The sequence below is a fragment of the Amycolatopsis sp. NPDC031561 genome, from assembly GCF_055580625.1.
On the sequence record NZ_JBVILA010000014.1, the window covers coordinates 187,380 to 208,198 of the forward strand.

General features: G+C 70.1%; 21 protein-coding genes. 14 read left to right on the forward strand and 7 right to left on the reverse strand.

Going from position 1 to position 20,819, the window contains the following annotated elements; genetic code table 11:
* The first annotated feature begins 1 nt into the window (after position 1).
* Positions 2–877, forward strand: coding sequence for a diacylglycerol/lipid kinase family protein (locus ACZ5IK_RS26100; protein ID WP_465490063.1), 876 nt, complete (start codon positions 2–4; stop codon positions 875–877).
* On the opposite strand, the gene ACZ5IK_RS26105 is transcribed toward ACZ5IK_RS26100, so the two are convergent.
* Entirely contained in the window at positions 861–1,448 is a 588-nt protein-coding gene (locus tag ACZ5IK_RS26105; protein ID WP_465490064.1) for a hypothetical protein, read from the reverse strand. The genes ACZ5IK_RS26100 and ACZ5IK_RS26105 overlap by 17 nt on opposite strands.
* A 112-nt stretch (positions 1,449–1,560) precedes the next feature.
* Between ACZ5IK_RS26105 and ACZ5IK_RS26110 the strand changes: the two genes are divergently transcribed.
* From ACZ5IK_RS26110 to ACZ5IK_RS26130, 5 genes are all read left to right on the forward strand, one after another.
* Positions 1,561–4,338 (forward strand): DEAD/DEAH box helicase, encoded by a 2,778-nt coding sequence (locus tag ACZ5IK_RS26110; protein ID WP_465490065.1) that lies wholly within the window; start codon positions 1,561–1,563, stop codon positions 4,336–4,338.
* Between the two features lie 555 nt (positions 4,339–4,893).
* On the forward strand, positions 4,894–5,721 hold the full coding sequence (locus ACZ5IK_RS26115) for a DUF4333 domain-containing protein (protein WP_465490066.1): 828 nt from the start codon (positions 4,894–4,896) through the stop codon (positions 5,719–5,721).
* 41 nt (positions 5,722–5,762) lie between these two features.
* Positions 5,763–6,962 (forward strand): GNAT family N-acetyltransferase, encoded by a 1,200-nt coding sequence (locus ACZ5IK_RS26120; RefSeq protein ID WP_465490067.1) that lies wholly within the window; start codon positions 5,763–5,765, stop codon positions 6,960–6,962.
* A gap of 33 nt (positions 6,963–6,995) precedes the next feature.
* A complete protein-coding gene (locus ACZ5IK_RS26125; RefSeq protein ID WP_465490068.1) occupies positions 6,996–7,400 on the forward strand; it encodes a DUF4333 domain-containing protein in 405 nt (134 codons plus the stop codon).
* 44 nt (positions 7,401–7,444) lie between these two features.
* The gene (locus tag ACZ5IK_RS26130; protein ID WP_465490069.1) at positions 7,445–8,665 is read left to right on the forward strand and encodes a GNAT family N-acetyltransferase; all 1,221 of its coding nucleotides are present in this window, start codon (positions 7,445–7,447) and stop codon (positions 8,663–8,665) included.
* On the opposite strand, the gene ACZ5IK_RS26135 is transcribed toward ACZ5IK_RS26130, so the two are convergent.
* The 3 genes from ACZ5IK_RS26135 to ACZ5IK_RS26145 form a co-directional block, all read right to left on the reverse strand.
* Positions 8,662–9,639: a pirin family protein gene (locus ACZ5IK_RS26135; protein WP_465490070.1), complete on the reverse strand. Its 978-nt coding sequence runs from the start codon at positions 9,637–9,639 to the stop codon at positions 8,662–8,664. The genes ACZ5IK_RS26130 and ACZ5IK_RS26135 overlap by 4 nt on opposite strands.
* Positions 9,636–10,580 (reverse strand): 5'-3' exonuclease, encoded by a 945-nt coding sequence (locus ACZ5IK_RS26140; protein WP_101607706.1) that lies wholly within the window; start codon positions 10,578–10,580, stop codon positions 9,636–9,638. Before ACZ5IK_RS26140 ends, ACZ5IK_RS26135 begins: the two co-directional genes overlap by 4 nt.
* Positions 10,581–10,656: 76 nt before the next feature.
* Positions 10,657–11,193 carry an NADPH-dependent FMN reductase gene (locus tag ACZ5IK_RS26145; protein ID WP_465490071.1) on the reverse strand — a complete coding sequence of 179 codons (537 nt, stop codon included), beginning with the start codon at positions 11,191–11,193 and terminating at the stop codon, positions 10,657–10,659.
* A gap of 118 nt (positions 11,194–11,311) precedes the next feature.
* On the opposite strand from ACZ5IK_RS26145, the gene ACZ5IK_RS26150 reads away from it, so the two are divergent.
* Genes ACZ5IK_RS26150 through ACZ5IK_RS26175 form a run of 6 tightly spaced genes read left to right on the forward strand, consistent with a single transcriptional unit; the run spans position 11,312 to position 15,308 of the window.
* On the forward strand, positions 11,312–11,890 hold the full coding sequence (locus ACZ5IK_RS26150; protein ID WP_465490072.1) for an ArsR/SmtB family transcription factor: 579 nt from the start codon (positions 11,312–11,314) through the stop codon (positions 11,888–11,890).
* The gene (locus ACZ5IK_RS26155; RefSeq protein WP_465490073.1) at positions 11,887–13,137 is read left to right on the forward strand and encodes an MFS transporter; all 1,251 of its coding nucleotides are present in this window, start codon (positions 11,887–11,889) and stop codon (positions 13,135–13,137) included. The genes ACZ5IK_RS26150 and ACZ5IK_RS26155 overlap by 4 nt, the downstream gene beginning before the upstream one ends.
* A 10-nt stretch (positions 13,138–13,147) precedes the next feature.
* The gene (locus ACZ5IK_RS26160; RefSeq protein ID WP_101607710.1) at positions 13,148–14,290 is read left to right on the forward strand and encodes a M24 family metallopeptidase; all 1,143 of its coding nucleotides are present in this window, start codon (positions 13,148–13,150) and stop codon (positions 14,288–14,290) included.
* Positions 14,287–14,757 carry an Lrp/AsnC family transcriptional regulator gene (locus tag ACZ5IK_RS26165; protein ID WP_101607711.1) on the forward strand — a complete coding sequence of 157 codons (471 nt, stop codon included), beginning with the start codon at positions 14,287–14,289 and terminating at the stop codon, positions 14,755–14,757. The genes ACZ5IK_RS26160 and ACZ5IK_RS26165 overlap by 4 nt, the downstream gene beginning before the upstream one ends.
* A 37-nt stretch (positions 14,758–14,794) precedes the next feature.
* Positions 14,795–15,022 carry a hypothetical protein gene (locus ACZ5IK_RS26170; protein WP_076166772.1) on the forward strand — a complete coding sequence of 76 codons (228 nt, stop codon included), beginning with the start codon at positions 14,795–14,797 and terminating at the stop codon, positions 15,020–15,022.
* Positions 15,009–15,308 (forward strand): hypothetical protein, encoded by a 300-nt coding sequence (locus tag ACZ5IK_RS26175; RefSeq protein ID WP_005150941.1) that lies wholly within the window; start codon positions 15,009–15,011, stop codon positions 15,306–15,308. The genes ACZ5IK_RS26170 and ACZ5IK_RS26175 overlap by 14 nt, the downstream gene beginning before the upstream one ends.
* Positions 15,309–15,315: 7 nt before the next feature.
* Here ACZ5IK_RS26175 and ACZ5IK_RS26180 read toward each other — a convergent pair whose 3' ends face one another.
* Positions 15,316–16,149, reverse strand: a complete 834-nt coding sequence (locus ACZ5IK_RS26180; protein ID WP_465490074.1) for a helix-turn-helix transcriptional regulator — start codon at positions 16,147–16,149, stop codon at positions 15,316–15,318.
* A 117-nt stretch (positions 16,150–16,266) separates the two neighbouring features.
* Here ACZ5IK_RS26180 and ACZ5IK_RS26185 point away from each other — a divergent pair, with 117 nt between their 5' ends.
* A complete protein-coding gene (locus ACZ5IK_RS26185) occupies positions 16,267–17,328 on the forward strand; it encodes an aldo/keto reductase (RefSeq protein WP_465490075.1) in 1,062 nt (353 codons plus the stop codon).
* 42 nt (positions 17,329–17,370) lie between these two features.
* On the opposite strand, the gene ACZ5IK_RS26190 is transcribed toward ACZ5IK_RS26185, so the two are convergent.
* Positions 17,371–18,444, reverse strand: coding sequence for a GDSL-type esterase/lipase family protein (locus ACZ5IK_RS26190; RefSeq protein ID WP_465490076.1), 1,074 nt, complete (start codon positions 18,442–18,444; stop codon positions 17,371–17,373).
* A gap of 119 nt (positions 18,445–18,563) precedes the next feature.
* Positions 18,564–20,132, reverse strand: a complete 1,569-nt coding sequence (locus tag ACZ5IK_RS26195; protein ID WP_465490077.1) for an FAD-dependent oxidoreductase — start codon at positions 20,130–20,132, stop codon at positions 18,564–18,566.
* A 68-nt stretch (positions 20,133–20,200) separates the two neighbouring features.
* Between ACZ5IK_RS26195 and ACZ5IK_RS26200 the strand changes: the two genes are divergently transcribed.
* Positions 20,201–20,809 (forward strand): TetR family transcriptional regulator, encoded by a 609-nt coding sequence (locus tag ACZ5IK_RS26200; protein WP_465490078.1) that lies wholly within the window; start codon positions 20,201–20,203, stop codon positions 20,807–20,809.
* Positions 20,810–20,819: the final 10 nt, after the last annotated feature.

The window sequence follows — 20,819 nt, forward strand, 5'->3', positions numbered from 1 at the left end:
GATGCACGCGGCACTGGCCGTCCACCCCGCTTCCGGTAACGGAGCCGCAGGACGTTTGATGGAGTCGGTCGCGGCGCGGCTGCGGCCCGCCGTGGACCGGCTCGACGTCCTCGTCGCCCACACCGTCGAGGAATCCCGCGCGCTGATGACCGACTCCCGCGCGGCCGGGCTGGACGTCCTCGTCGTCCTCGGCGGCGACGGCGCGGCGCACCAAGGAGTCCAGTTCTGCGCGGAATCCGGCGTCGCCCTCGGTCTCGTCCCCGCCGGCACCGGCAACGACTTCGCCAGGGCGCTCGGCATCCCGGAGAACCCGCACGCGGCCGTCGATCTCGCCGCCAGGCAGATCGCGGAGGGGAAGCGACGCAGGATCGACCTCGGCCGGGCCGGTGGCGCCTGGTTCGCCACCGTCCTCTGCTCCGGCTTCGACGCCCTGGTCACCGAACGCGCGAACAGACTGTCCTGGCCTCGCGGACCGCGCCGCTACGACGTCGCGATCCTGGCCGAACTCGCCGCGTTCCGGCCCCGGCCGGTCGTGCTCCGCACCGACGTCGAGACACTTGAACTCGACGCCACCATGATCGCCGTCGGCAACACCCCGTTCTACGGCGGCGGCATGCGGATCTGCCCGGGAGCGGATCCGGAGGACGGCCGGTTCGACGTCACCGTCGTGGGCAACGCGACCAGGCGGGATCTCCTCCGCATGCTGCCCGGCGTCCGCTCCGGCGAGCACATCGCGCATCCGGCGGTCCGGACTCTCAAAGCGAGCGGGATTTACCTCGCTGGCAGCGATCTGCCCGTCTACGCCGACGGCGAGCCGCTGGGCAGGCTCCCGATCGACATCTCCTGCGTCCCCGGCGCGCTCACCGTCCTGGCTTGAGCCCGGCGTAGCCACCCGCGCGCCACACCCGGCCCCGGAACTCCGCGGCAGGCATCAGGTCGCCGCGCGGGAAGAACACGCCACCGCACCGGTGGCAGAACCACGCCTGCCGCCAGTACTCCAGCGCGTCCGGGATACCTCGCCGGATCCGCGCGTTGCGCCGCAGCCGGAGCACGAACAGCACGGCGAACAGCGCCACCAGCGCGAACGCCCCGAACGGGAAGATCCACGCCCCGATCGCAGCCCCGGCACGGCCGCCCGCGGTCGGCGCGGGGTTCTCGGCGAGCACGTCGTTGGCGAACGAGACGAACACGAACGCGGGGATCAGCAAGAGCAGCGCCAGCGTCAGGAAGCATCCGCCGCCGCGGACCACGGGATACGGGTTGAGCGCCGCCGCGGTCGCGGTCACCGACACGCCGCGATGCGCCGTCGCGGTGTAGACCACGCCGTCACCAGCGGGGATGGCCGTCATCGACCCCTGCACGCGGTAGGTGGTCTGCCCGGCCTGGAACACCGCCGGCACGCTCTGCACCTGGTCGACCTGCGCGCACCGCGGACAAGCGAGCTCCATGGCGTCCCCTCTCGATCCCGAATCCGGCCCTTGGATGCGAAAGGGGTGGCCGCCGTTCCCGGGATCGTCACACCGAGTGCGAACTGTCGGTGGGGTATGGAACCCTGGCGAAGTGGTCAACAGCCCTTCTCAGACCCCGGCCGAGGCGTACGCAGCCTCCCAGCGCCGCGCTCGGTATCCCCAGCTGACCCGGTTCGCCGCGGAATCGTCGTTCGAGTTCGACGACTTCCAGATCCGCGGCTGCGAGGCGCTCGAAGACGGTCACGGTGTGCTCGTCTGCGCGCCCACCGGCGCCGGGAAGACCGTGGTCGGCGAGTTCGCGGTGCACCTCGCCCTCGCCGAAGGCCGCAAATGCTTCTACACGACACCCATCAAGGCGTTGTCGAACCAGAAGTTCGCCGATCTCGTCGGGCGCTACGGCGCCGACGCCGTCGGCCTGCTGACCGGTGACACCTCGATCAACGGCAACGCGCAGGTCGTGGTCATGACCACCGAGGTCCTGCGCAACATGCTCTACGCCAAGTCGTCGACCATCGGCGAGCTCGCCTACGTGGTGATGGACGAGGTCCACTACCTCGCCGACCGGTTCCGCGGCGCGGTCTGGGAGGAGGTCATCCTCCATCTGCCGGAGCACGTCCGGGTCGTCGGCCTGTCGGCCACGGTGAGCAACGCCGAGGAGTTCGGCGAGTGGCTCGTCGAGGTCCGCGGCGACACCTCGGTGGTCGTCGACGAGCACCGTCCCGTGCCGCTGTGGCAGCACATGCTGGTCGGGAACCGGATGATGGACCTGTTCGCGGGCCAGGAGGAACACGCGCCGGGCGCCGAACTGCGGATCAACCCCAGCCTGCTGCGCCGCACCGAAGAGGTCGGCCGCGGTTTCGCCCCGGCCGGGATGCGCGGGCCGAGGGGGCGGCGCGGGGCGCCGTCACGGATGCCGCGGTTCCGGCCGCCGTCCCGCACGGACACGGTCGAGAGACTGGACAGCGCCGGTCTGCTCCCCGCCATCGTGTTCATCTTCTCCCGCGCCGGCTGCGACGCCGCCGTCGGTCAGTGCGTCCGGTCCGGGTTGCGGCTCAACGGTCCCGAAGAGGTCGAGAAGGTTCGCCGGATCGTCGCCGAACGCACCAAGGACCTGCCCGAAGGCGACCTCGGCGTCCTCGGTTTCTGGGAGTGGCGTGAGGCGCTCGAGCGCGGCATCGCCGGGCATCACGCCGGGCTGCTCCCGGCGTTCAAGGAGACCGTCGAGGAGCTGTTCGTCCAAGGCCTCGTGAAGGTCGTCTTCGCCACCGAGACGCTCGCGCTCGGCATCAACATGCCCGCGCGCACCGTCGTCCTGGAACGACTGGTGAAGTACAACGGCGAGGCGCACGTCGACCTGACACCGGGGGAGTACACGCAGCTCACCGGGCGTGCCGGGCGGCGCGGGATCGACGTCGAAGGGCACGCCGTCGTCGCCTGGCAGCCGGGGATCGACCCGAAGCAGGTCGGCGGGCTCGCGTCGACACGGACGTATCCGCTGCGCTCATCGTTCCGGCCCGGCTACAACATGGCGGTGAACCTGGTCGCCCAGGTCGGCGCCGATGCGGCCCGTGACCTGCTGGAGCTGTCGTTCGCGCAGTTCCAGGCCGACCGGTCGGTGGTCGGGACGGCGCGGCGGATCGAGCGGAACAAGGAGGCCCTGCGGGGCTACACGTCCGCCATCACGGGCGATTTCGACGCGATGTTCGAGTACGTCGAGCTGCGCGCGAAGATCTCGGCCCGGGAGAAGGCGCTCTCGCGGCAGAACACCTCCGCGCGCCGCGCGGGCACGGCCGAGTCGCTGGAAAAGCTCCGCAAGGGCGACGTCATCGCCGTCCCCGCGGGCAGGCGAGCGGGGCTGGCGGTCGTCGTCGACCCGGGGCTCGATCCGATCCGCGAGCCGCGGCCCATCGTGGTCACCGAGGACCGCTGGTCCGGACCGCTCTCGGTCGCCGACTTCCCGTCGCCCGTCGAGGCGCTGGGGAACATCAAGCTGCCGAAGCACATCGAGCTGCGGTCACCCAAGACCCGTCGGGACATCGCCGCGACTCTCCGGAACGCGGGAATCTCGTTGCCCGGTAGGCAAAAGCGCCGCGCCGGGGCGAATGAGGACGGTGAGCTGGCCGCGCTGCGCCGCGCGTTGCGCGCCCACCCGTGCCATGGTCTGGCCGAACGTGAGGCGAACCTGCGCTGGGTCGAGCGGTACCAGCGTCTCTCGGCGGAGACCGAGCAACTGGAACGCAAGGTCGCCGCGACCACGCACTCGCTCGCACGTGCCTTCGACCGCATCCTGCGGCTGCTCGGCGAGCGCGGTTACCTCGGCCCCGAATCCGAGGGGAACGGTGAGGACCGCGTCACCGAACACGGCAAACAGCTCACCCGTCTCTACAGCGAGTCCGACCTGCTCGCCGCCGAATGCATCCGGCAAGACGTCTGGAAGGGCCTGGCGCCCGCCGAACTCGCGGCCGTCGTTTCGACGCTGGTCTTCGAGGCCCGCCGTGACACCGCGGGGGAGCCGCGTCTGCCCGCGGGCAAGGTACTCGACGCCTGGCAAGCGACCACGCGCCTGTGGATGGAGCTCACCGAGGACGAGCGGCGGCACAAGCTGGACCGCACCCGCGAGCCCGACGCCGGCTTCGCCTGGCCCATCTACCGCTGGGCGCGCGGCGAATCGCTGGAGAAGGTCCTCACCGCCGCCGAGGCGAACGGGCAGGAGCTGTCCGCCGGCGACTTCGTGCGGTGGTCGCGGCAGGTCATCGACCTGTTGGACCAGATCCGCGACGTCCTCGGGCGGGCCGATCCGGTGGGTGCGGCGGCTTCGGACGCGGTGAAGGCTTTGCGGAGGGGTGTCGTGGCGGCGGGCGGGGCCTGATCCCGGGTTCGATTCGGTCGCCTCTTGGACCGAAGGGCGAACGTGGTGTGTCGGATGGCGTGTCCGTGAAGGCCTCCTTGAGGGACCCTGGGTCCCTCAAGGAGGCCTTCACGGACTTGGGGACCGGGCAGTGGTGTCACAGCTGTACCGGTGTCACCGGGGATCGCAGCGGCGGGTTGTGAAGGACGCCTTCACTACCCTCAGGGTAGGCAAGGAGGCCTTCACGGCCAGCAGAATGCCTCCACGACCGACCGACCCCGCGCCACCCTTTGCCGTTCCCCTCAATAAGTGCCATGAAAGGCCCGTTACTTGCAAAATTTGCAAGCAACGGGCCTTTCATAGCGCGCGCTGGGGCACGCCACGGTGCGTCCGGCTGCCGGGAGGTGTTGGGCTGACCGGCGGATTCGATGCCGCCACCGGTGTGAGCACGGTCGCGGCGAGTTGGCCCGACACCACCCGGGAACAGTGGGCAGGGGCGCCCACCTGTGGTTGGATCGCCCACGACGGCCATGTAGCACGGCCGGTGACGATGGCGGAACAGGCGGAGGCGAAACGATGAGCACGCCGTATGGCGGCAACGACCCGCAGCAGCAGCCCCAATGGGGGCAGCAGCCGGGCTACGGGGAACAGCCGGGCGGCACTCAACCGCCGAGCGGTCCCCAGCAGCAGCCGCAGTGGGGTCAGCAGCCGCAGTACGACCCGTCGCAGACGCAGCAGCAACAGCCCCAGTGGGGCCAGCAGCCCGCTCCCTACGACCCGTCGCAGCAGCAGCCGGGGTATCCCCAGCAGCAGCCCGGTTACGACCCCTCCCAGACGCAGCAGCAACAGCCGCAGTGGGGTCAGCAGCCCCCGCAGTACGGCCAGCAGCCGGGCTACCCGCAGAGCGGACCCCAGCAACAGCCTGGTTATCCACAGAGCGGACCCCAGCAGCAGCCCGGCTACCCGCAGAGCGGCCCGCAGCAGCAGCCGCAGTACGGGCAGCCGCAGCAGCAGGGCCAGTACGACTACGGCCAGGGCCAGTTCGCGGGCACCCAGGGCGAGGCGCAGGACAAGCCGAAGTCCAAGAAGGGCCTGTTCATCGGGATCGGCGCGCTCGTGGTGATCATCGCCGCGGTCGGTGTCCTCGGGTTCGTCACGCCGGGCTGGTTCAACACCCAGGTCTTCAACAACACGCAGATGCAGACCGACGTGCAGAAGCTGCTCACCGAGACCTACGGGATCAAGGAGATCAGCGCGGTCACCTGCCCCTCCGGCCAGGAGGTCAAGGACGGGGTGAAGTTCACCTGCACCGCCACGATCGAGGGCAAGCCGCAGGAGGTGCCGATCACCGTGAAGGGTGACACCGGCAACTACGAGGTCTCCCCACCCGCCGTCACCAAGTAAACGGCGGGCGCCGGGGGCGGTCGATCCTGCATGATCGTCCCATGAGCGACTTTTCAGTGCGGCTGTTGCGGTCCGACGAGGATCGGGCCGCGACGGACGTGTTCAGGCGCGCCTTGCACGCCAAGGAGATGACCGACGAGGAATGGTCGGCCATCTCCCCGTCGATTCAACCGGACCGCGGTTTCGGCGCGTTCGACCCGGAGCTGATCGGTACCGTCCGGTCCTTCGATTCGGAAGTGACGCTGCCCGGCGGCGGCACCACGCCGCTGGCCGCGGTCAGTCTCGTCGGTGTCCGTGCCGACCGCATCCGGCGTGGTGTGCTGACCGGTCTGATGCGCGCTCAGTTCGAGGATTTCGCCGCCCGCGGCGTCCCCGCGGCGATGCTTCACGCGTCCGAAGGAGCCATCTACGGCAGGTTCGGTTATGGCGTCGCCGCGCGGGGCAAGTCGATCGAGGTCGACAGGCATCGCGCGCGGTTCCGTCCCGAGGTCCCGGCAGGCGGGCAGATCTCCTTGCTGGGGCTGGAAAGCACCATCGAGCAGTGGCCGTCGCTCTTCGACGCTCTCCCGCGCACCCGGCCAGGGATGATCGCGCGGAGCCCGAATCTGTGGCCGGGCTACGAGCGGGAAGTGCGCCGTGCGACCACTCCCGTCACCACCGCCGTGCACCGAGGCGCGGACGGGGTCGACGGCTACGTCACGTACACCGTCGAGAGGGCCAGATTCGACGCCCCGGCGCTGCTGAAGATCCAGTCCTTCCACCACGCGGGCCCGGACGCGTTCGCCGGGCTGTGGCGCTACCTGCTGTCCGTGGACCTGGTCGACCGCATCACCGCCGAGAAACGGCCGCTCGACGAACCCGTCGAGCTGCTGTTCGCGGACCCGCGGCACGTGACCGTGCAGAAGACCCAGGACGAGGGCTGGCTCCGGCTGGTCGACGTCGCCACGATGCTCGCCGCCCGGACGTACCGGGGCGAACCCGTCGTCATCGAGGTCACCGATCGCTTCCTGGACCACAACTCCGGCCGGTACCGCCTGTCCGAGGACGGCGCCGCCCGCACCACCGACCCGGCTGATCTCGCCATGGACGCCGACACCTTGTCGATGCTGTACCTCGGCGGCTGGCGCGCGGCTGATCTCGCCTTCGCCGGACGGGTCCGCGCCACCGGCGAGCTCGCCTTGGAACGGGCGGACCTGCTGTTCGGCACGCGAGTGAACCCCTGGTGCGGTACCTTCTTCTGACGTTGGAAGATCACATTCCGGGGGTGGAGAAGCTTGAGCAGGCGAGCCGTCGCGACGGTCGGTCTGTGCTGTGCCGCTTTCGCGGTGCTGGCGGGATGTTCGGACACCCCGGTACCCGCGCCGGCGACGAAGACCGTCACGGTCCCGCCGTCGACGAGCGCGTCGTCGAGCGCGCCCGCCACCGGCGGGACGTCGGTCGGTCCCTCCAGCGCCCCGGGCAGGGTCTTCGACCCGAGGACCATGCAAGCGGACGTGAAGAAGGTCCTCACCGAGACGTACCAGCTCCAGGGCGTCGGGGACGTGATCTGCCCGTCCAACCAGAAGGTCACCGACGGCAGTACGTTCAGCTGCACCGTCCAGGTCGGCGGGGAGGGCAAGACCGTCACGATCACCGTCACCGGTGAGGACGGCCGCTACGAGGTCGGCGCGCCCGCCTGAAAACCGGTTGGGTTCGCCGCGGCCGGACGGCAGGATCTCCGGTCATGAGCGAATTCCATGTGCGTGCCGTGGCCGAGGGCGAACAGCGAGCCTGCCTCCAAGTTCTCGAAGAGGCCTTGCACGCCAAGCCGATCTCGGACGAAGCCTGGGCCAAGATGGCCCCGAGCTGGCCGGCCGCGGGGAAGTTCGCCGCGTTCGACGACGACGGCACACCGGTGGGGATCACCAGTTCCTTCGAGATCGAACTCACCGTCCCAGGTGGACAGAAGCTCGCCACCGCGGCCGTCGACGGCGTTGGCGTCCGCGCAGACTGGACGCGCCGCGGGATCCTCACCACGATGATGGCCGCACAGCTGGAAGACCTCGCCGCGCGCGGCGTCCCGCTGGCCGCGCTGCACGCCTCGGAAGGCGTGATCTACGGCCGTTTCGGTTACGGCGCCGCCACCTTCTGCAAAGGCGTGTACATCGAACGTCCCCGTGCCCAGGTCCGCGACGGCGTGGGGCGGGAGGGCCTGGTCAGGTTCGCCACCCCGGACGACGCCGTCGAGCGGGTTCCCGCGCTGTACAACCGGTTCCAGGGAACGCGTCCCGGGTTCGCCTCCCGGCCCGCGCAGTGGTGGCCGGGCTTCTTCGACCGGCTCGTAACCGGGAACGACGGCTATCGCGTCGCCATCCACAGTGGACCGGACGGGGACGACGGTTTCGTCGCCTACCAGACCATCGACGCGCGAGACCGGCAGGCGCCGGAACGCGGGGCGATCATCGAGGTTCGTGCACTCCATGCCGCGACACCACAGGCCTGGGCGGGACTGTGGCGCTTCCTGCTGTCGATCGACCTGGTCTCGGCCGTCGCCGGACGAGGCCGCCCGATGGACGAGCCCATCGCCGAACTCCTCACCGACCCGCGTGCGGTGAACACCACCGAGGTCATCGACGACCTGTGGGTGCGGCTGGTCGACGTGCTCGCGGCGCTGCGGGCGCGCACCTACGGCACCGCCGAACCCGTGGTCCTGGAAGTGTTCGACAAGCAGCTTCCGGACAACAACGGCCGCTACGTCGTCGGACCGGACGGCGTGGAACGCACCACCAAGGAGGCGGAGCTGCGGCTGGACGTCAGCACCTTGTCGTCGCTGTACCTCGGCCACGGCCTCTTCACCGACCTGGCACTGTCCGGCCGCGTCGAGGTGCTGGACGAGGCGGCGGCCGCCCGCGCCGACGCGCTGTTCCACACCGCCCGCGCCCCGTGGTGCGGGACCTTCTTCTAAGCCGGATTGCGACGCGGTTTGATCCGCACCTGCGGCAACGCGGGTGCGGGCAACCACGCCGTGGTGCCCTGATAGCCCTCGACGCGGCCGTAGCGGTCCGCCTGTGCCTGCCAAGCTTCGCGGTACTCGGCGATCTCCTCGTGGCTGCGGCCCACGAAGTTCCACCACATGACGAGTTCTTCGGTGAACGGGGTCCCGCCGAGTAGAAGCACCCTGGCCGGTACGTCGCCGTGGTTTGCCAGCTCCAGCCGCTGCGCGCCCGGTGCGAGGTAGGCGAGTTCCCCGGTGCCCAGCGCGGTTCCGGCGACGGTGACCGAGCCGACGTCCTGCAGGACACCGTGTTCGAAGGCGGGGTCGACGTCGAGGGACAGGGTCGCGCCGGGCTCGACGGTGAGTTCCGCGCCCAGCAGGGGAGTGAACGCCGGAACCGGTGACGTGGTCCCGGCGAGGCTGCCGAGGAAGACCCGGGCGGTGGCACCGGGCAGCCCGAGCAGCGGCGGCGCGTAGTGCCGGAAGTCCCGCGCGGTATCGCGGTGTTCGTCCGGCAGCGCGATCCACAGCTGAACACCGTGCAGCGTCGCGGTGTCCGATGTGGACACTGTCGACACTTCGGAGTGCGCGATACCGTGCCCGGCGGTCATCAGGTTGAGTTCGCCCGGCCGGACCACGGCCCGCGTGCCGATGCTGTCGCGGTGCTCGATCTCGCCGCTGAACAGCCAGCTCGCGGTCTGCAACCCGGTGTGCGGATGCGGCGCGACGTCCATCCCGCCGGACTCCGACACGTCCTGCGGTCCGTAGTGGTCGGCGAAACACCACGCACCGATCAGGGAGCGCTGCCGCTGCGGAAGGGTCCGGCGGACCCGGATCGCGCGCGGCCCGCCGAGCGGGACCTCACGCGGGGTCAGCACGGTGACACCCTCGCCCGGCCGGTCCCGGCACAGCAGTTCGGCGGGGTCGGTCTCGGTGTTGCTCACGGCTTGGGGAGCGCGGCCAGCAGACGCTCCACCGAACGGCCGAGGTTCCAGCGCTCCGCCAGTTCCGCGACCTTGTCCGGGTCGGCGGGCTCGGACGGGACGGTGTCCGGGCGGGACTGCTCGACCGGCGCGTCGGCCGCGACCCGGACGACGGTCGGCGCGACCGCGAGGTAGTCGGCGGCGTCGGTCAGCCGCAGCCGCGTTTTGAGCGGTACGCGCGAATCGCCCGCGTTGGACGCCTCGATCAGCTCCTGCAGGGAACCGAACTGGGTGATCAGCTTCGCCGCGGTCTTCTCGCCGATCCCGGCCACACCGGGCAGCCCGTCCGACGGGTCTCCCCGCAGCGCGGCCATGTCGGCGTATCCGGGGCCGGCGTTCGCGGCCGGGATGCCGTACTTCTCGGCGAGTTCGTCCGGGCCGAGGATCTCGGCCTTGTTCCAGCCCTTGCCGACGTAGATGACGACCGTGGGCGTCGGCTCGTGGCGCACCAGCTGGAACAGGTCGCGGTCACCGGTGATGACCTCGACCGGCGACTTCTTCTCGCGGATCGCGAGCGCGCCGATGACGTCGTCGGCCTCGTACCCGGCCGCTTCGGCCGTCGCGAGCCCGAAGGCCTCCAGGAGTTCCAGGATGATCGGAACCTGCGGCGTGAGCGTGTCCGGGACTTCTTCGACGTCGCCGCCTTCCGGGACCTCTTCGGCCACGCGGTGCGCCTTGTAGCTGGGCAGCAGATCGGTGCGGAACTTCGGCCGCCAATCCGCGTCCAGGCAGGCCACGAGCCGGGAGGGCCGCCGGTCGACGAGGATCCGCGCGACGGTGTCGGTGAACCCGCGCACGGCGTTGACCGGCGTCCCGTCCGGGGCGGTCATCGACTCGGGCAGTGCGTAGAACGAGCGGAAGTAGAGGCTCGCGGAATCAAGGAGGGCGAGAGGTCCGGTCACGCGGACAGCCTGCCATGTTCCGGCCCGAATGTCCGTGAAGGACCCGACCCCCAGCCGAGTCCTCCACGGACACCGATCAGGCGGCGTAGGGCCGGACCTGCCGCGCGGTCCGCAGCGCGGTGGCCCACCAGTTCAGCTGGTTCAGCAGCGTGGTCGCCGCGAGATCGGCTCCGTCGGCGTCCAAGTGCTCGCCGTCGGATCCGAAGTTGTTCCAGGCGTAGGGAAAGCTCACGGTTTCGCGGATCGTCATGGCGTGGAGTTCGGCGAAGACCGGGCGGAGGTGCTCGACCGCGCGCAGGCCGCCGGAGATCCCGCCGTAGGAGACGAAAGCGACCGGCTTTCCGTGCCATTCGGGGCCGGTGGCGTCGAGCGCGCTCTTGAACGGGCCGGGATAGCTGTGGTTGTACTCGGGGACGATCACGACGACGGCGTCCGCGGTGGCGACACCGGAGGAGAGGCCTTCGGGGGTTTCGGCGAGGTCGATGACGGTCAGGGCCAGGTCGTCGCGCTGTTTGGCGCGATCGAGGAACCAGTTCGCGACCACGGGAGCGAAGCGGCCCTCGCGGACGCTGCTGATCACGACGGCGAGCTGATAGGGCGAGTTCGTTGTCATGCCAAGACCGTAAAACCTGAACTTAGGTTGAGGTCAAACTCCAGAATCGGCTCGTGGCGGGAAGTCAACCGCAGAGAACTCTTTGCAAAGAGTTCTCTGCGGTTATAGGCTGCGAGCCATGGGGAAGAGCGAGAGGTATCTCGCGCGGATCGACGGCCGCCTTCTGCGAGCGTTGTCGCATCCGCTGCGGGTCAGGATCCTGGAGCTGCTGCGCGAGGACGGCCCGGCCACGGCGTCTGGACTGGCGAAGCGGGTGGGGGAGAGTTCCGGGACCACGAGCTGGCATCTGCGCCAGCTGGCCGAATGTGGCTTGATCACCGACGACGCCGAACGCGGCAGCAGGCGTGACCGGTGGTGGAAGGCCGTGCACGAAGGCGACCAGATGCGCGCCGCGGACTTCATCGACGACCCGGACCTCGCCGGTCCTTTCAACGCGTACGCCCACACGATGATCGAGCGGCGCCACGCCGCCGAGGCGCAGTTCGTCGCCGAAGTGCGGGACTGGGCCGACGAGTGGATCGACAAGGTCAGCTTCCACGACTCGCCACTCCCGCTGACTCCCGACGAGGCGGCCGCGCTGAGCGACGAGATCCTCGAGGTGATCGACCGCTATCGCCGTCCGGAGAAGGATGGCGACACCCAGGTCCGCGTGCACTGGGCGGCCTTCCCCAGACGATCGCGGCCGGAACACCCATGAGCAGGCTGCCACTGGGGGCCCTGGTCGCGGCTTCGGGGATCTCCTCGGCCGGGGTGATGATGACACTGCTCGCGATTCCCTGGTTCGTCCTGCAGAGCACCGGCAGCGGCACCAAGACCGGTCTCGTCACCACGGCCGAGGTGCTGGGCCTGATGGTCGCCGCGCTGCTGGGCGGGCCGATCGTCGACCGGGTCGGCACGCGACGGGCCAGCGTCGGCGCCGATCTGCTGACCACCGTCACGGTGCTGCTGATCCCGCTCGCCATGAACACCACGGGACTCGGCCTGCCGGGGCTGATCGCGCTGTCGTTCGTGATGGGCGTGTCCCGCGGTCCCGCCGACACGGCGAAACAGGTACTGCTCGCCGGAGTCGCCGAAGCGGGCGGGATCCGCACGAGCCGCGCCGCGAGCGCCGTCGAAGCGGCGATGCGCACCGGCCGGATGGTCGGCGGCCCCGCGGCGGGCGCGCTCATCGCCCTGATCGGGCCGATCCCGGTGCTGTTCGTCGACGCCGGCGCGCTCCTGCTGTCCGCCGCGCTGGTGTTCGCCCTGATCCCCGCCGCGGCCGGTCCGCCGAGACCACCGTCGGGCGGTTACCTCAAGGAACTGCGCGAAGGGCTGGGGTACGTCAAACGCGACGCCGTCCTGCGCGCGATCGTCGGCATGCTGATGCTCACCAACAGCCTCGACTTCGGCCTGCTCGGCGTCCTGTACCCGGCCTACGGCGACCAAGTCCTGCACAGCACCGCGCTCATCGGCGCGATGATCACCGCCGTCGCGGCGGGCGCGCTGGTCGGTTCGGCGCTCTACGGCTGGATCGGGCACCGGTTCTCGCGCCGCTCGGCGATCCTGGTCGCCGTCGCGATCGAAGGCGCGCCGAGATTCGCCCTGCTCGCGCTGGAACCGGCGCCGGCCGTCCTGCTCGCCGGACTGGCGGTCGCCGGGATCGGCGCGGGCGCGCTCAACCCGATCGTGCTCCCGGTGGTCTACGAACGGGTGCCGGAAGCGGTCCGGGGCCGCGTGCTCAGCCTTCTCGTGGGCGGGGTGCTCGCCGCGATGCCGCTCGGCTCGATGGCGGCCGGGCTGCTGCTGGACGGTGTGGGGCTCGTCGGCGCGCTCGCCGTGTTCGGTGGCCTGTACCTGATCGCCGGAACCTTCCCGGCGATCTTCCGGGTTTGGCGCGGGCTCGACGATCCCGCCCCGATCGGGGGTGACCGGCTGGTGAACCAAGGGGTGCGGACCGACTAGGCTCGGCGTCATGTCGCGCCGTTCCCTTCACAACCCCGCCCCCGACACCGCCAGCCTCCGCGCTCGCCTCGACAGGGCCCGTGCCGCCGCGGCCGCCGCGGACACCGACGCCCTGCTGATCGCGCCCGGCTCGGACCTGCGCTACCTGATCGGCCAGGCCGGGGGCTCCTTCGAACGGCTGACCACGCTGGTGATCCCGGCCGACGGCGTCCCGGCGCTGGTGCTGCCGAAGCTGGAAGCTCCCGGCTACGCCGACGTCCCCGCGGACGAACTCGGCATCGAGGTCGTCACCTGGGTCGACGGGGACAACGCCTACGAACTGGTCGCCGACAGGCTGGGCAAGCCCGGCCGGGTCGCGGTCAGCGACTTCACCCCGGCACTGCACGTGCTCGCCTTCCGCGGCGCTCTCGGCGACGCCGACCAGACGCTGGCCGGGCCGATCGTGCGCGAACTGCGGATGCGCAAGGACGCGGCCGAGATCCAGGCGCTGCGCGACGCGGGCGCCGCCATCGACCGCGTCCACGCGCGGGTCCACGAGTGGCTGCGGCCGGGCCGTACCGAGGCCGAGGTCGGCGCGGACATCACCGCCGCGATCGTCGAAGAGGGCCACACCCACGCCGACTTCGTGATCGTCGGCTCGGGCCCGAACGGCGCCAGCCCGCACCACGACGTCTCCGAGCGGGTCATCGAGCGCGGCGACGTCGTCGTGGTCGACATCGGCGGCCCGATCGCCGAGGGCTACAACTCCGACTCCACCCGCACGTACGCGGTCGGCGAGCCGCGCGACGCCGACGTCGCCGAGACGTACGCCGTCCTGCAGCGGGCCCAGCGCGCCGCGGTCGAGGCCGTCCGCCCCGGCGTGACCGCCGAGCAGATCGACGCCGCCGCGCGCGACATCATCGACGGCGCGGGCTACGGCGAGTTCTTCATCCACCGCACCGGTCACGGCATCGGCCTCGACGTGCACGAGGAGCCCTACATCATCAAGGGCAACGCGCTGCCGCTCGAGCCGGGCATGGCCTTCAGCGTCGAGCCCGGCATCTACCAGCCGGGCCGCTGGGGCGCCCGCATCGAGGACATCGTCGTGGTCACCGAGGACGGTGTCGAGTCGGTCAACCAGCGTCCGCACGACCTGATCGTGCTCGACGCATGACCGGTTCTCTGGAGCCGCTGGACCAGGCCATCGTCGGTGAACTGGCCGCGGACGGGCGGCGCAGTTTCACCGACCTCGCCGAGCGGGTCGGACTCTCGGTGTCGGCGGTGCACCAACGGGTGCGGCGGTTGGAACAGCGCGGCGTGATCCTCGGGTACACCGCACGGCTCGACGGCGAGCAGATCGGCCTCCCGCTCACCGCGCTGATCTCGCTGACGCCGAACGATCCGGCCGCGCCGGACGACTATCCGCAGCGTCTCGAGCACATCAAGGAGATCGAGTCCTGCTACTCGGTCGCCGGGGACGAGTCGTACATCCTCCTGGTCCGGGTGGCTTCGCCGCTCGGCCTGGAGGACCTGCTCCGCCGCATCCGCGAGTCCGCGAAGGTCTCGACCCGGACCACGGTGGTGCTGTCGACTCCGTTCGAGGGACGCTCGCCGACGCTCTCATCAGGTCTTTCTCACTGACCGGGTGGGCTTGCGCGGCGCTGGTACGATAAAAGGTATGGCAACACGTAAGGTCACACTCTCACTCGACAGCGGTGCGCTCGAGTTCGCCGAACGGGCGGCCAAAGCGCACGGGATCTCGGTTTCGTCGTGGTTGTCCAAGGCAGCCCGCAGGGAAGCCGTCCGCACCGGGTACACCCCGCAGCGAGCTCCGGTCGCACCGTCCGCCGAATCGGACGAGGCCGAGCTGACAGCCGCGGAGAAGGATCTGCGTGCACAGGGGTGAAGTCTGGACGTACCACCCCCCGACCGAACCGGCACGGCAGCGCACCGTCGTGCTGCTGTCCTCGGACGGGGTGAACGAATCCGAGCGGCCGTGGCTGCTCGGCACCGAACTGCTCGACCGCGACCCGCAGGACATCCTCGGGGTCGCCGTCGACGCGCGCTACTGGGTCTCCACGCTGAACCTCACGCGCCTGTACCGGCCGTGGTTCGACGAGAAGATCGCGGAGATCGACCAAGAGGTCCAGGAGCGCATCGACATCGCCTTGCGCGCGGCACTGGATCTCTAGTACCGGATCACCGTGGGCGCAACCGGTCCAGTGCCGACTGGCTCTCCTCGTCCGCGGCGCGGTAGATCACCAGCAGCTGGTCCGTGTCTTGAAGTGGCGTGAGCGTTTCGAAATCCACCGCGATCGTGCCGACGTCAGGATGCCGCAGCACCTTGCGTCCGCGGCCCCTGACCTTGACGTCCCGCTCGGCCCACCAGCGCGCGAAGTCCTCGTCGCCCGTGGTGAATTCGGCGATGAGGTCGGTCAACGCCTGATCCTCCGGATGCGCGGCCCACGCGGCGCGCAGGTGGGCGACGCCCTCCCGCACGACCCGTTCGCGGTCGACGTAGAACTCACGCATTCCCGGATGCATCAGGCACAGCCACATCGCATTGCGCTGTGGCGGTGGCAAGGTGTCGAAATCCAGGAGCAGCCTCGCTATTTCGCCGTTCCAGGCCAGGATGTCGTAGCGGTGGTTCAGCAGCATGGCGGGCAGGGGCGACAGGTCGGCGACCAGCCGTGCCAGTGGCGCCGCCGCGGTGGTGGCGAGCTTGTCGGCGGTGCGGGGGCGCTGCCGGGCCAGGTCGAAAAGGTAGGCGCGTTCGTCAGGGGCCAGGCGCAAAGCGCCCGCCAGCGCCTCCACCACGTCCGCCGAGGGCCGCAGCCCGCGGGCCTGTTCCAGCCGCACGATGTAGTCGATGCTGACGCCCGCCAGTTCGGCGACCTCTTCGCGGCGTAACCCCGGGGTGCGCCGGGCCTGCCGACGCGACGGCAGGCCGAAATCGTGCGGGTCCAGGCGCTCGCGCCGGGTGCGCAGGAACGCGGCCAGCTCCTGTGTCGTGTCCACGGTGCGGGTCGTCATGTCCGGTGCAACAGCGAGGGTAGGACTGCTGTTCCCAGGATCTTCTCTCCCTTATCCCCGGCTCGCGGTGGTCGCAGACTTGCCTTCGACAACCGATCACGAGCACAGGAGGACACGATGTCGCTCACCCTCGACACCTACCGGCTGCTGGGCCGCTCCGGGCTGCGGGTATCCCCGCTGGCGCTGGGCGCGGCGACCTTCGGCACCGAGTGGGGCTGGGGCGCCGAGCAGGACGACGCGCGCAAGCTGTTCGACCGCTACGTCGAGCGCGGCGGCAACTTCATCGACACCGCGAACACCTACACCAATGGCAGCTCCGAACGCCTGCTGGGCGAATTCACCCGCGACAACCGCGAAAGCCTCGTGCTGGCAACGAAATACTCGACGCTGAGCCGGCCGGGCGATCCCAATTCCGGGGGCAGTCACCGCAAGACCTTGTTCGCGTCGGTGGAAACCAGTCTGCGACGGCTGAACACGGACTACCTCGATCTGCTCTACCTGCACGTGTGGGATTTCACGACGTCGGTCGACGAGGTCCTGCGCGGCCTGGACGACCTGGTCCGCCAGGGCAAGGTCCTGTACGTGGCGATGTCCAACGTCCCGGCCTGGCAGGTGTCGCGCATGCAGGCGATCGCCGACCTGCGCGGCTGGTCGCCGCTGGTCGCGCTGCAGGTCGAATACAACCTGGTCCAGCGCACCGCGGAGCGGGACCTGATCCCCATGGCACGCGAGCTGGGGCTGGGAGTGATCCCGTATTCACCGCTGGCAGGCGGGGTGCTCGCCGGCAAGTACAGCCGTGACGACCTGACCGCGGCGAAGGTCGACGCCGACGGCACCCGCAAGGGCTTCAACATCGCCAACGGCGACGTCACCGAACGCAACCTCGCGATCGCGGACGTCCTGAAGGCGGTCGCCACGGAGATGGGCCGCCCACCCGGCCAGGTCGGACTGGCTTGGACCCTGCAGAACCCGGGCGTGACGGCACCGATCGTCGGCGCGCGCACCCCCGCGCAGCTGGAGGACAATCTCGGCGCGCTGGAGGTCGGCTTCACCGCCGCCCAGCTGGCCCGCCTCGACCAGGCCAGCGCGATCGAACTCGGCTACCCACACGACCTGCTCGCCAGCGACAGGGGCCGCGCGTTCAACAGCGGCGATCTGTCGATCGAGGCCCGCGGCTGATACCCGGCCGAGCGCCGAGGAGCAGGGCAGCGTGATCCGGTGCTAGCGGGCGATGACCTCGGGCGCCGCGTGCAGCTTGCCGTCGGCTCCCGAGAGACACGACGCGTTCCCGCCGCGGGCGGCGAGGAACTCGTTGAGGCAGTTCGCGATCTGCGCGTGCCCGTTCGCGTTGGGGTGGAACGACTCCTGCAGCGCGTGGCTCGCGCGGTCGACCTGGCCGAGGTCGCGCAGCTGCAGGGTCAGCCTGCTGAACCACTCGTTCGCCGGGTCGCTGCTGCACGCCTCGCGCCCGGCGCCGGCCCGGGAGAGGTCGAGGAATCGCGAACTGGTCGCCCTCGACGCCTGCTTGAGCCCGTCGGAGAGGACGGAGACGCCGTCGCGGCGCATCCACTCCAGATCCTCGGTACGGAACGGGCAACCGTTGAGGCTGCGCAGTGCCTCCGGGATCTGCGGGCCGACGGGCGAGGCGTACGACATCAGCACGAGCTGGTAGTCCGCCGGGACGTAGCCGGCCTGCGCCAGCACCTTCTTGACGTCCGCGACGGCGTTGGTCACCTTCGGCACCATGGCGTCCACTTTGGACTTCCAGGTGGCGCGAAGCGCCTCGCTGCACGGCGGGCTCTGCGGAGAGAACCACGCCTTGAAGCACTCGCTGACCTGAGCGGAGAACTTCGGCTCGTCGTTCGCGCCGACCGCGATCACCACCGCGGCGACCCGGTGGTCCTTGATCAGCTGTGCGAGCTGCTGAGCCTGCGACGGTTCGGTCCACTGCTTGGCCTCGCCGAGGGCGATCTGCTCGGATGGCGCCCCCGAACACGCGAGGTTCACCCGCGCGGTGACATCGGGGATCTTGATCTGCTCGACGAAGGCCTTGGGGGAGCGGTGGCACCAGTTGCCGCCCTGCCCGTTGGTCGTCAGCGTGTAGTCGCCCGCGCCCTCGCCCGAAACGGTGCTGTCGCCGATGGAGACGACCGTCAGCGGCCCCGTTCCCGGCGGGCCTTGGCGCGGGGACGGCTGCCCCGGACGGCTTTCCGACCCGGCAAAGGCAATGAACCCGACGAGAACCACCACGAACGTGAGCGCGAGAGCACCCCACCACCACCGGAAACGTCGCATCGTCACCGGATTCTACGGACACCTTGCCCGACAGGGTGATCATGGCGGTGTGACGTTGCTGATCCGGCCGGACGAGGGCGGAGGAGCGAGGCTCCGCCGCCCTCGGGATCCATGGGTGGTCAGACGCCGGCCCAGCGCTCGATCGCGGTGTCGAGCAGCTTCCTCGCGTTGTCGTCGGAGACGTTGTCCGCCCACGCGATGATCCCGTCCGGACGCACGAACAGGCTCGGCTGCGAAGCATCGGGATCCGCCACGTAGGCGATCCGGTGCTCCAGGCCGCGGACCGCTTCCGCGTACCGGCTCTCGGCGGACCGGTCGACGAGAACGAAACGGCCGTCGTGGGCGTGGTCCGCGAGACGGCCTCCGGTGCTCAGCTCGGCGTCACCGGTGATGGAGCCGACCGGGTCCTCGCCGTCCTCGGCGACGTCGTACCGCTGCAGGATCCCGGAGGACAGCGCGATCATGTGGTTCGTCGCGCCCGGAACGGTGAACAGATCGTCGTCGATCACCTTCCGCAACTGTGCGGTGCGTTCGTCGCCACGCATGAGGGCGACCTGAGCCCTCGTCCAGTCCAGTACCCACGCGCCGATCGGATGCCGTTCGGAGTGGTAGGTGTCGAGCAGTCCCGCCGGAGCCGTGCCCAGGATGGTCGCGGCGAGTTTCCAGCCGAGGTTGACCGCGTCGCCGAGGCCGAGGTTGAGACCCTGCGCGCTGAACGGGGAATGCACGTGGGCGGCGTCGCCCGCGAGGAACACCCGGCCGCGACGGTAGGTCCGTGCCTGACGGGCGTTGTCCGACCATCGGGTCGCCCGGCCGTGCAGACCGGTGATCGTCACGGGGACCCCGCTGACCTCCCGCACCGCGCTCTGCAGTTCCTCGACGGTCACGGGCGCGTCGCGATCCTCCGGCTGCGGCGCGAACCGGGCGACGAGGATGCGTCCGGGGACCGGGCCGTAGGTGTAGATGCCGCGAGGGGTCCAATTCCAGCCGCGGCGCAACTCGCTCGGGTCCTCGAACTCGGCGATCGCCTGATATCCGACGAGTTCCGGGTCGGTGCCCGCGAAATCGACGCCGAGTCTCCTGCGGATGACGCTCCGGCCGCCGTCGGCCGCCACGACCCATCCGGCCGTGAAGTCACCGGCGCCGGTCTCGACGACGACGTCGGCATCGTCGTCCAGGTCCGTGCCCGTGCCACGCAGCCCCCGCACCTCGACGCCGCGGCGGATCTCGACGCCGAGCCGGGCGCAATGTGCTCCGAGAAGCAGTTCGAGATCGTGCTGCGGCACCCAGATGCCGTTGGCCACGGCGGTGTGCGCGGCCAGCACCGGATCGTCCTGGTCGACGAGGTCGTGCCGGAACATGAGTCCCGCGAAATGCCCGATGACCGCGAACCGGCGGGACTTCTCGTTGGCCGCGTCCTCGAGCGCGCGCACGGTTTGGTTCATGCGTCCGGTGGTGAAGGCGCCGGAGGCGGCGAGGCGACCGCGCTGCACCTCTTCCGCGGCGGGAAGCAGGCCGCGCCGGTCGAGGATCTCCGCGCTGGCGACGTTGATCGAACCGGACTTGATCGTCTGATCGGGCTCTTCGAGCCGCTCCAGCACGGTCACCCGCACTCCCCGCAAGGCCAGCTCGCTCGCGAGGAAGAGGCCGGTGGGCCCCGCTCCGACGACGATCACATCGTTACGCATGACAGCACTCCAATCTTTACTCGGTAAGTTTACTTGGTAAGCTTAACGAGTAAAGGTACGGTTGTCACATGGCGAAGCGAGGAGACAGGGGCGGGGCGAAGACACGGGCGCATATCGCCGCCGTCGCGACAGAGCTGTTCCTGGAGCGCGATTTCGACGACGTCACCGTCGCCGAGGTCGCCGCCGCGGCCGGTGTCTCGAAGGTGACGGTGTTCGCGCACTTCGATCGCAAAGAGGATCTCGCGCTCGACAGGCTGCCCGACGCCGTCGGCATCGCCAGGGCCGCGATCCGTGAGCGGCCGGACGGCGTGGGTGTCGTCGAAGCCTTCCGCCGGACGGCTCTCGCCCTCGCGGAGGAACAACATCCGCTCTCAGGACTGGCCGAGGGGGGCGATCCGCTCGCGCGCACCGTCGCCGGTTCGCGGGCGCTCATCGCACGGCTGCGCGAGTTCGAGCACGAGATCGAGGCGGAGCTGGCCGAGGAGCTCGAGAACGACGCCCGGTTCTCGGGTGACAGCGAGCTGGTCGCCGCGCTGATCGTCGCGGCGTACCGCACCGTCGCCGTGGCGACGGTGCGGCGCCGCCTCGACGGAGACGATCTCGCCTCCGTGGTCACCGCGCACTGTGAGCGGTTGAACGCCGCCTTCGGCGCGCTGTCCACCGCTCTGCGAAGCTGACACGTGCCGG

Excerpts from the sequence above, each read along its gene's own strand:
- ACZ5IK_RS26145 (WP_465490071.1), bottom strand. The coding sequence starts at position 11,193 with ATGACAACGAACTCGCCCTATCAGCTCGCCGTCGTGATCAGCAGCGTC.
- ACZ5IK_RS26150 (WP_465490072.1), top strand. The coding sequence starts at position 11,312 with ATGGGGAAGAGCGAGAGGTATCTCGCGCGGATCGACGGCCGCCTTCTG.
- ACZ5IK_RS26170 (WP_076166772.1), top strand. The coding sequence starts at position 14,795 with ATGGCAACACGTAAGGTCACACTCTCACTCGACAGCGGTGCGCTCGAG.
- ACZ5IK_RS26165 (WP_101607711.1), top strand. The coding sequence starts at position 14,287 with ATGACCGGTTCTCTGGAGCCGCTGGACCAGGCCATCGTCGGTGAACTG.
- ACZ5IK_RS26120 (WP_465490067.1), top strand. The coding sequence starts at position 5,763 with ATGAGCGACTTTTCAGTGCGGCTGTTGCGGTCCGACGAGGATCGGGCC.
- ACZ5IK_RS26100 (WP_465490063.1), top strand. The coding sequence starts at position 2 with ATGCACGCGGCACTGGCCGTCCACCCCGCTTCCGGTAACGGAGCCGCA.
- ACZ5IK_RS26180 (WP_465490074.1), bottom strand. The coding sequence starts at position 16,149 with ATGACGACCCGCACCGTGGACACGACACAGGAGCTGGCCGCGTTCCTG.
- ACZ5IK_RS26185 (WP_465490075.1), top strand. The coding sequence starts at position 16,267 with ATGTCGCTCACCCTCGACACCTACCGGCTGCTGGGCCGCTCCGGGCTG.
- ACZ5IK_RS26130 (WP_465490069.1), top strand. The coding sequence starts at position 7,445 with ATGAGCGAATTCCATGTGCGTGCCGTGGCCGAGGGCGAACAGCGAGCC.
- ACZ5IK_RS26115 (WP_465490066.1), top strand. The coding sequence starts at position 4,894 with ATGAGCACGCCGTATGGCGGCAACGACCCGCAGCAGCAGCCCCAATGG.
- ACZ5IK_RS26195 (WP_465490077.1), bottom strand. The coding sequence starts at position 20,132 with ATGCGTAACGATGTGATCGTCGTCGGAGCGGGGCCCACCGGCCTCTTC.
- ACZ5IK_RS26200 (WP_465490078.1), top strand. The coding sequence starts at position 20,201 with ATGGCGAAGCGAGGAGACAGGGGCGGGGCGAAGACACGGGCGCATATC.
- ACZ5IK_RS26105 (WP_465490064.1), bottom strand. The coding sequence starts at position 1,448 with ATGGAGCTCGCTTGTCCGCGGTGCGCGCAGGTCGACCAGGTGCAGAGC.
- ACZ5IK_RS26190 (WP_465490076.1), bottom strand. The coding sequence starts at position 18,444 with ATGCGACGTTTCCGGTGGTGGTGGGGTGCTCTCGCGCTCACGTTCGTG.
- ACZ5IK_RS26160 (WP_101607710.1), top strand. The coding sequence starts at position 13,148 with ATGTCGCGCCGTTCCCTTCACAACCCCGCCCCCGACACCGCCAGCCTC.
- ACZ5IK_RS26155 (WP_465490073.1), top strand. The coding sequence starts at position 11,887 with ATGAGCAGGCTGCCACTGGGGGCCCTGGTCGCGGCTTCGGGGATCTCC.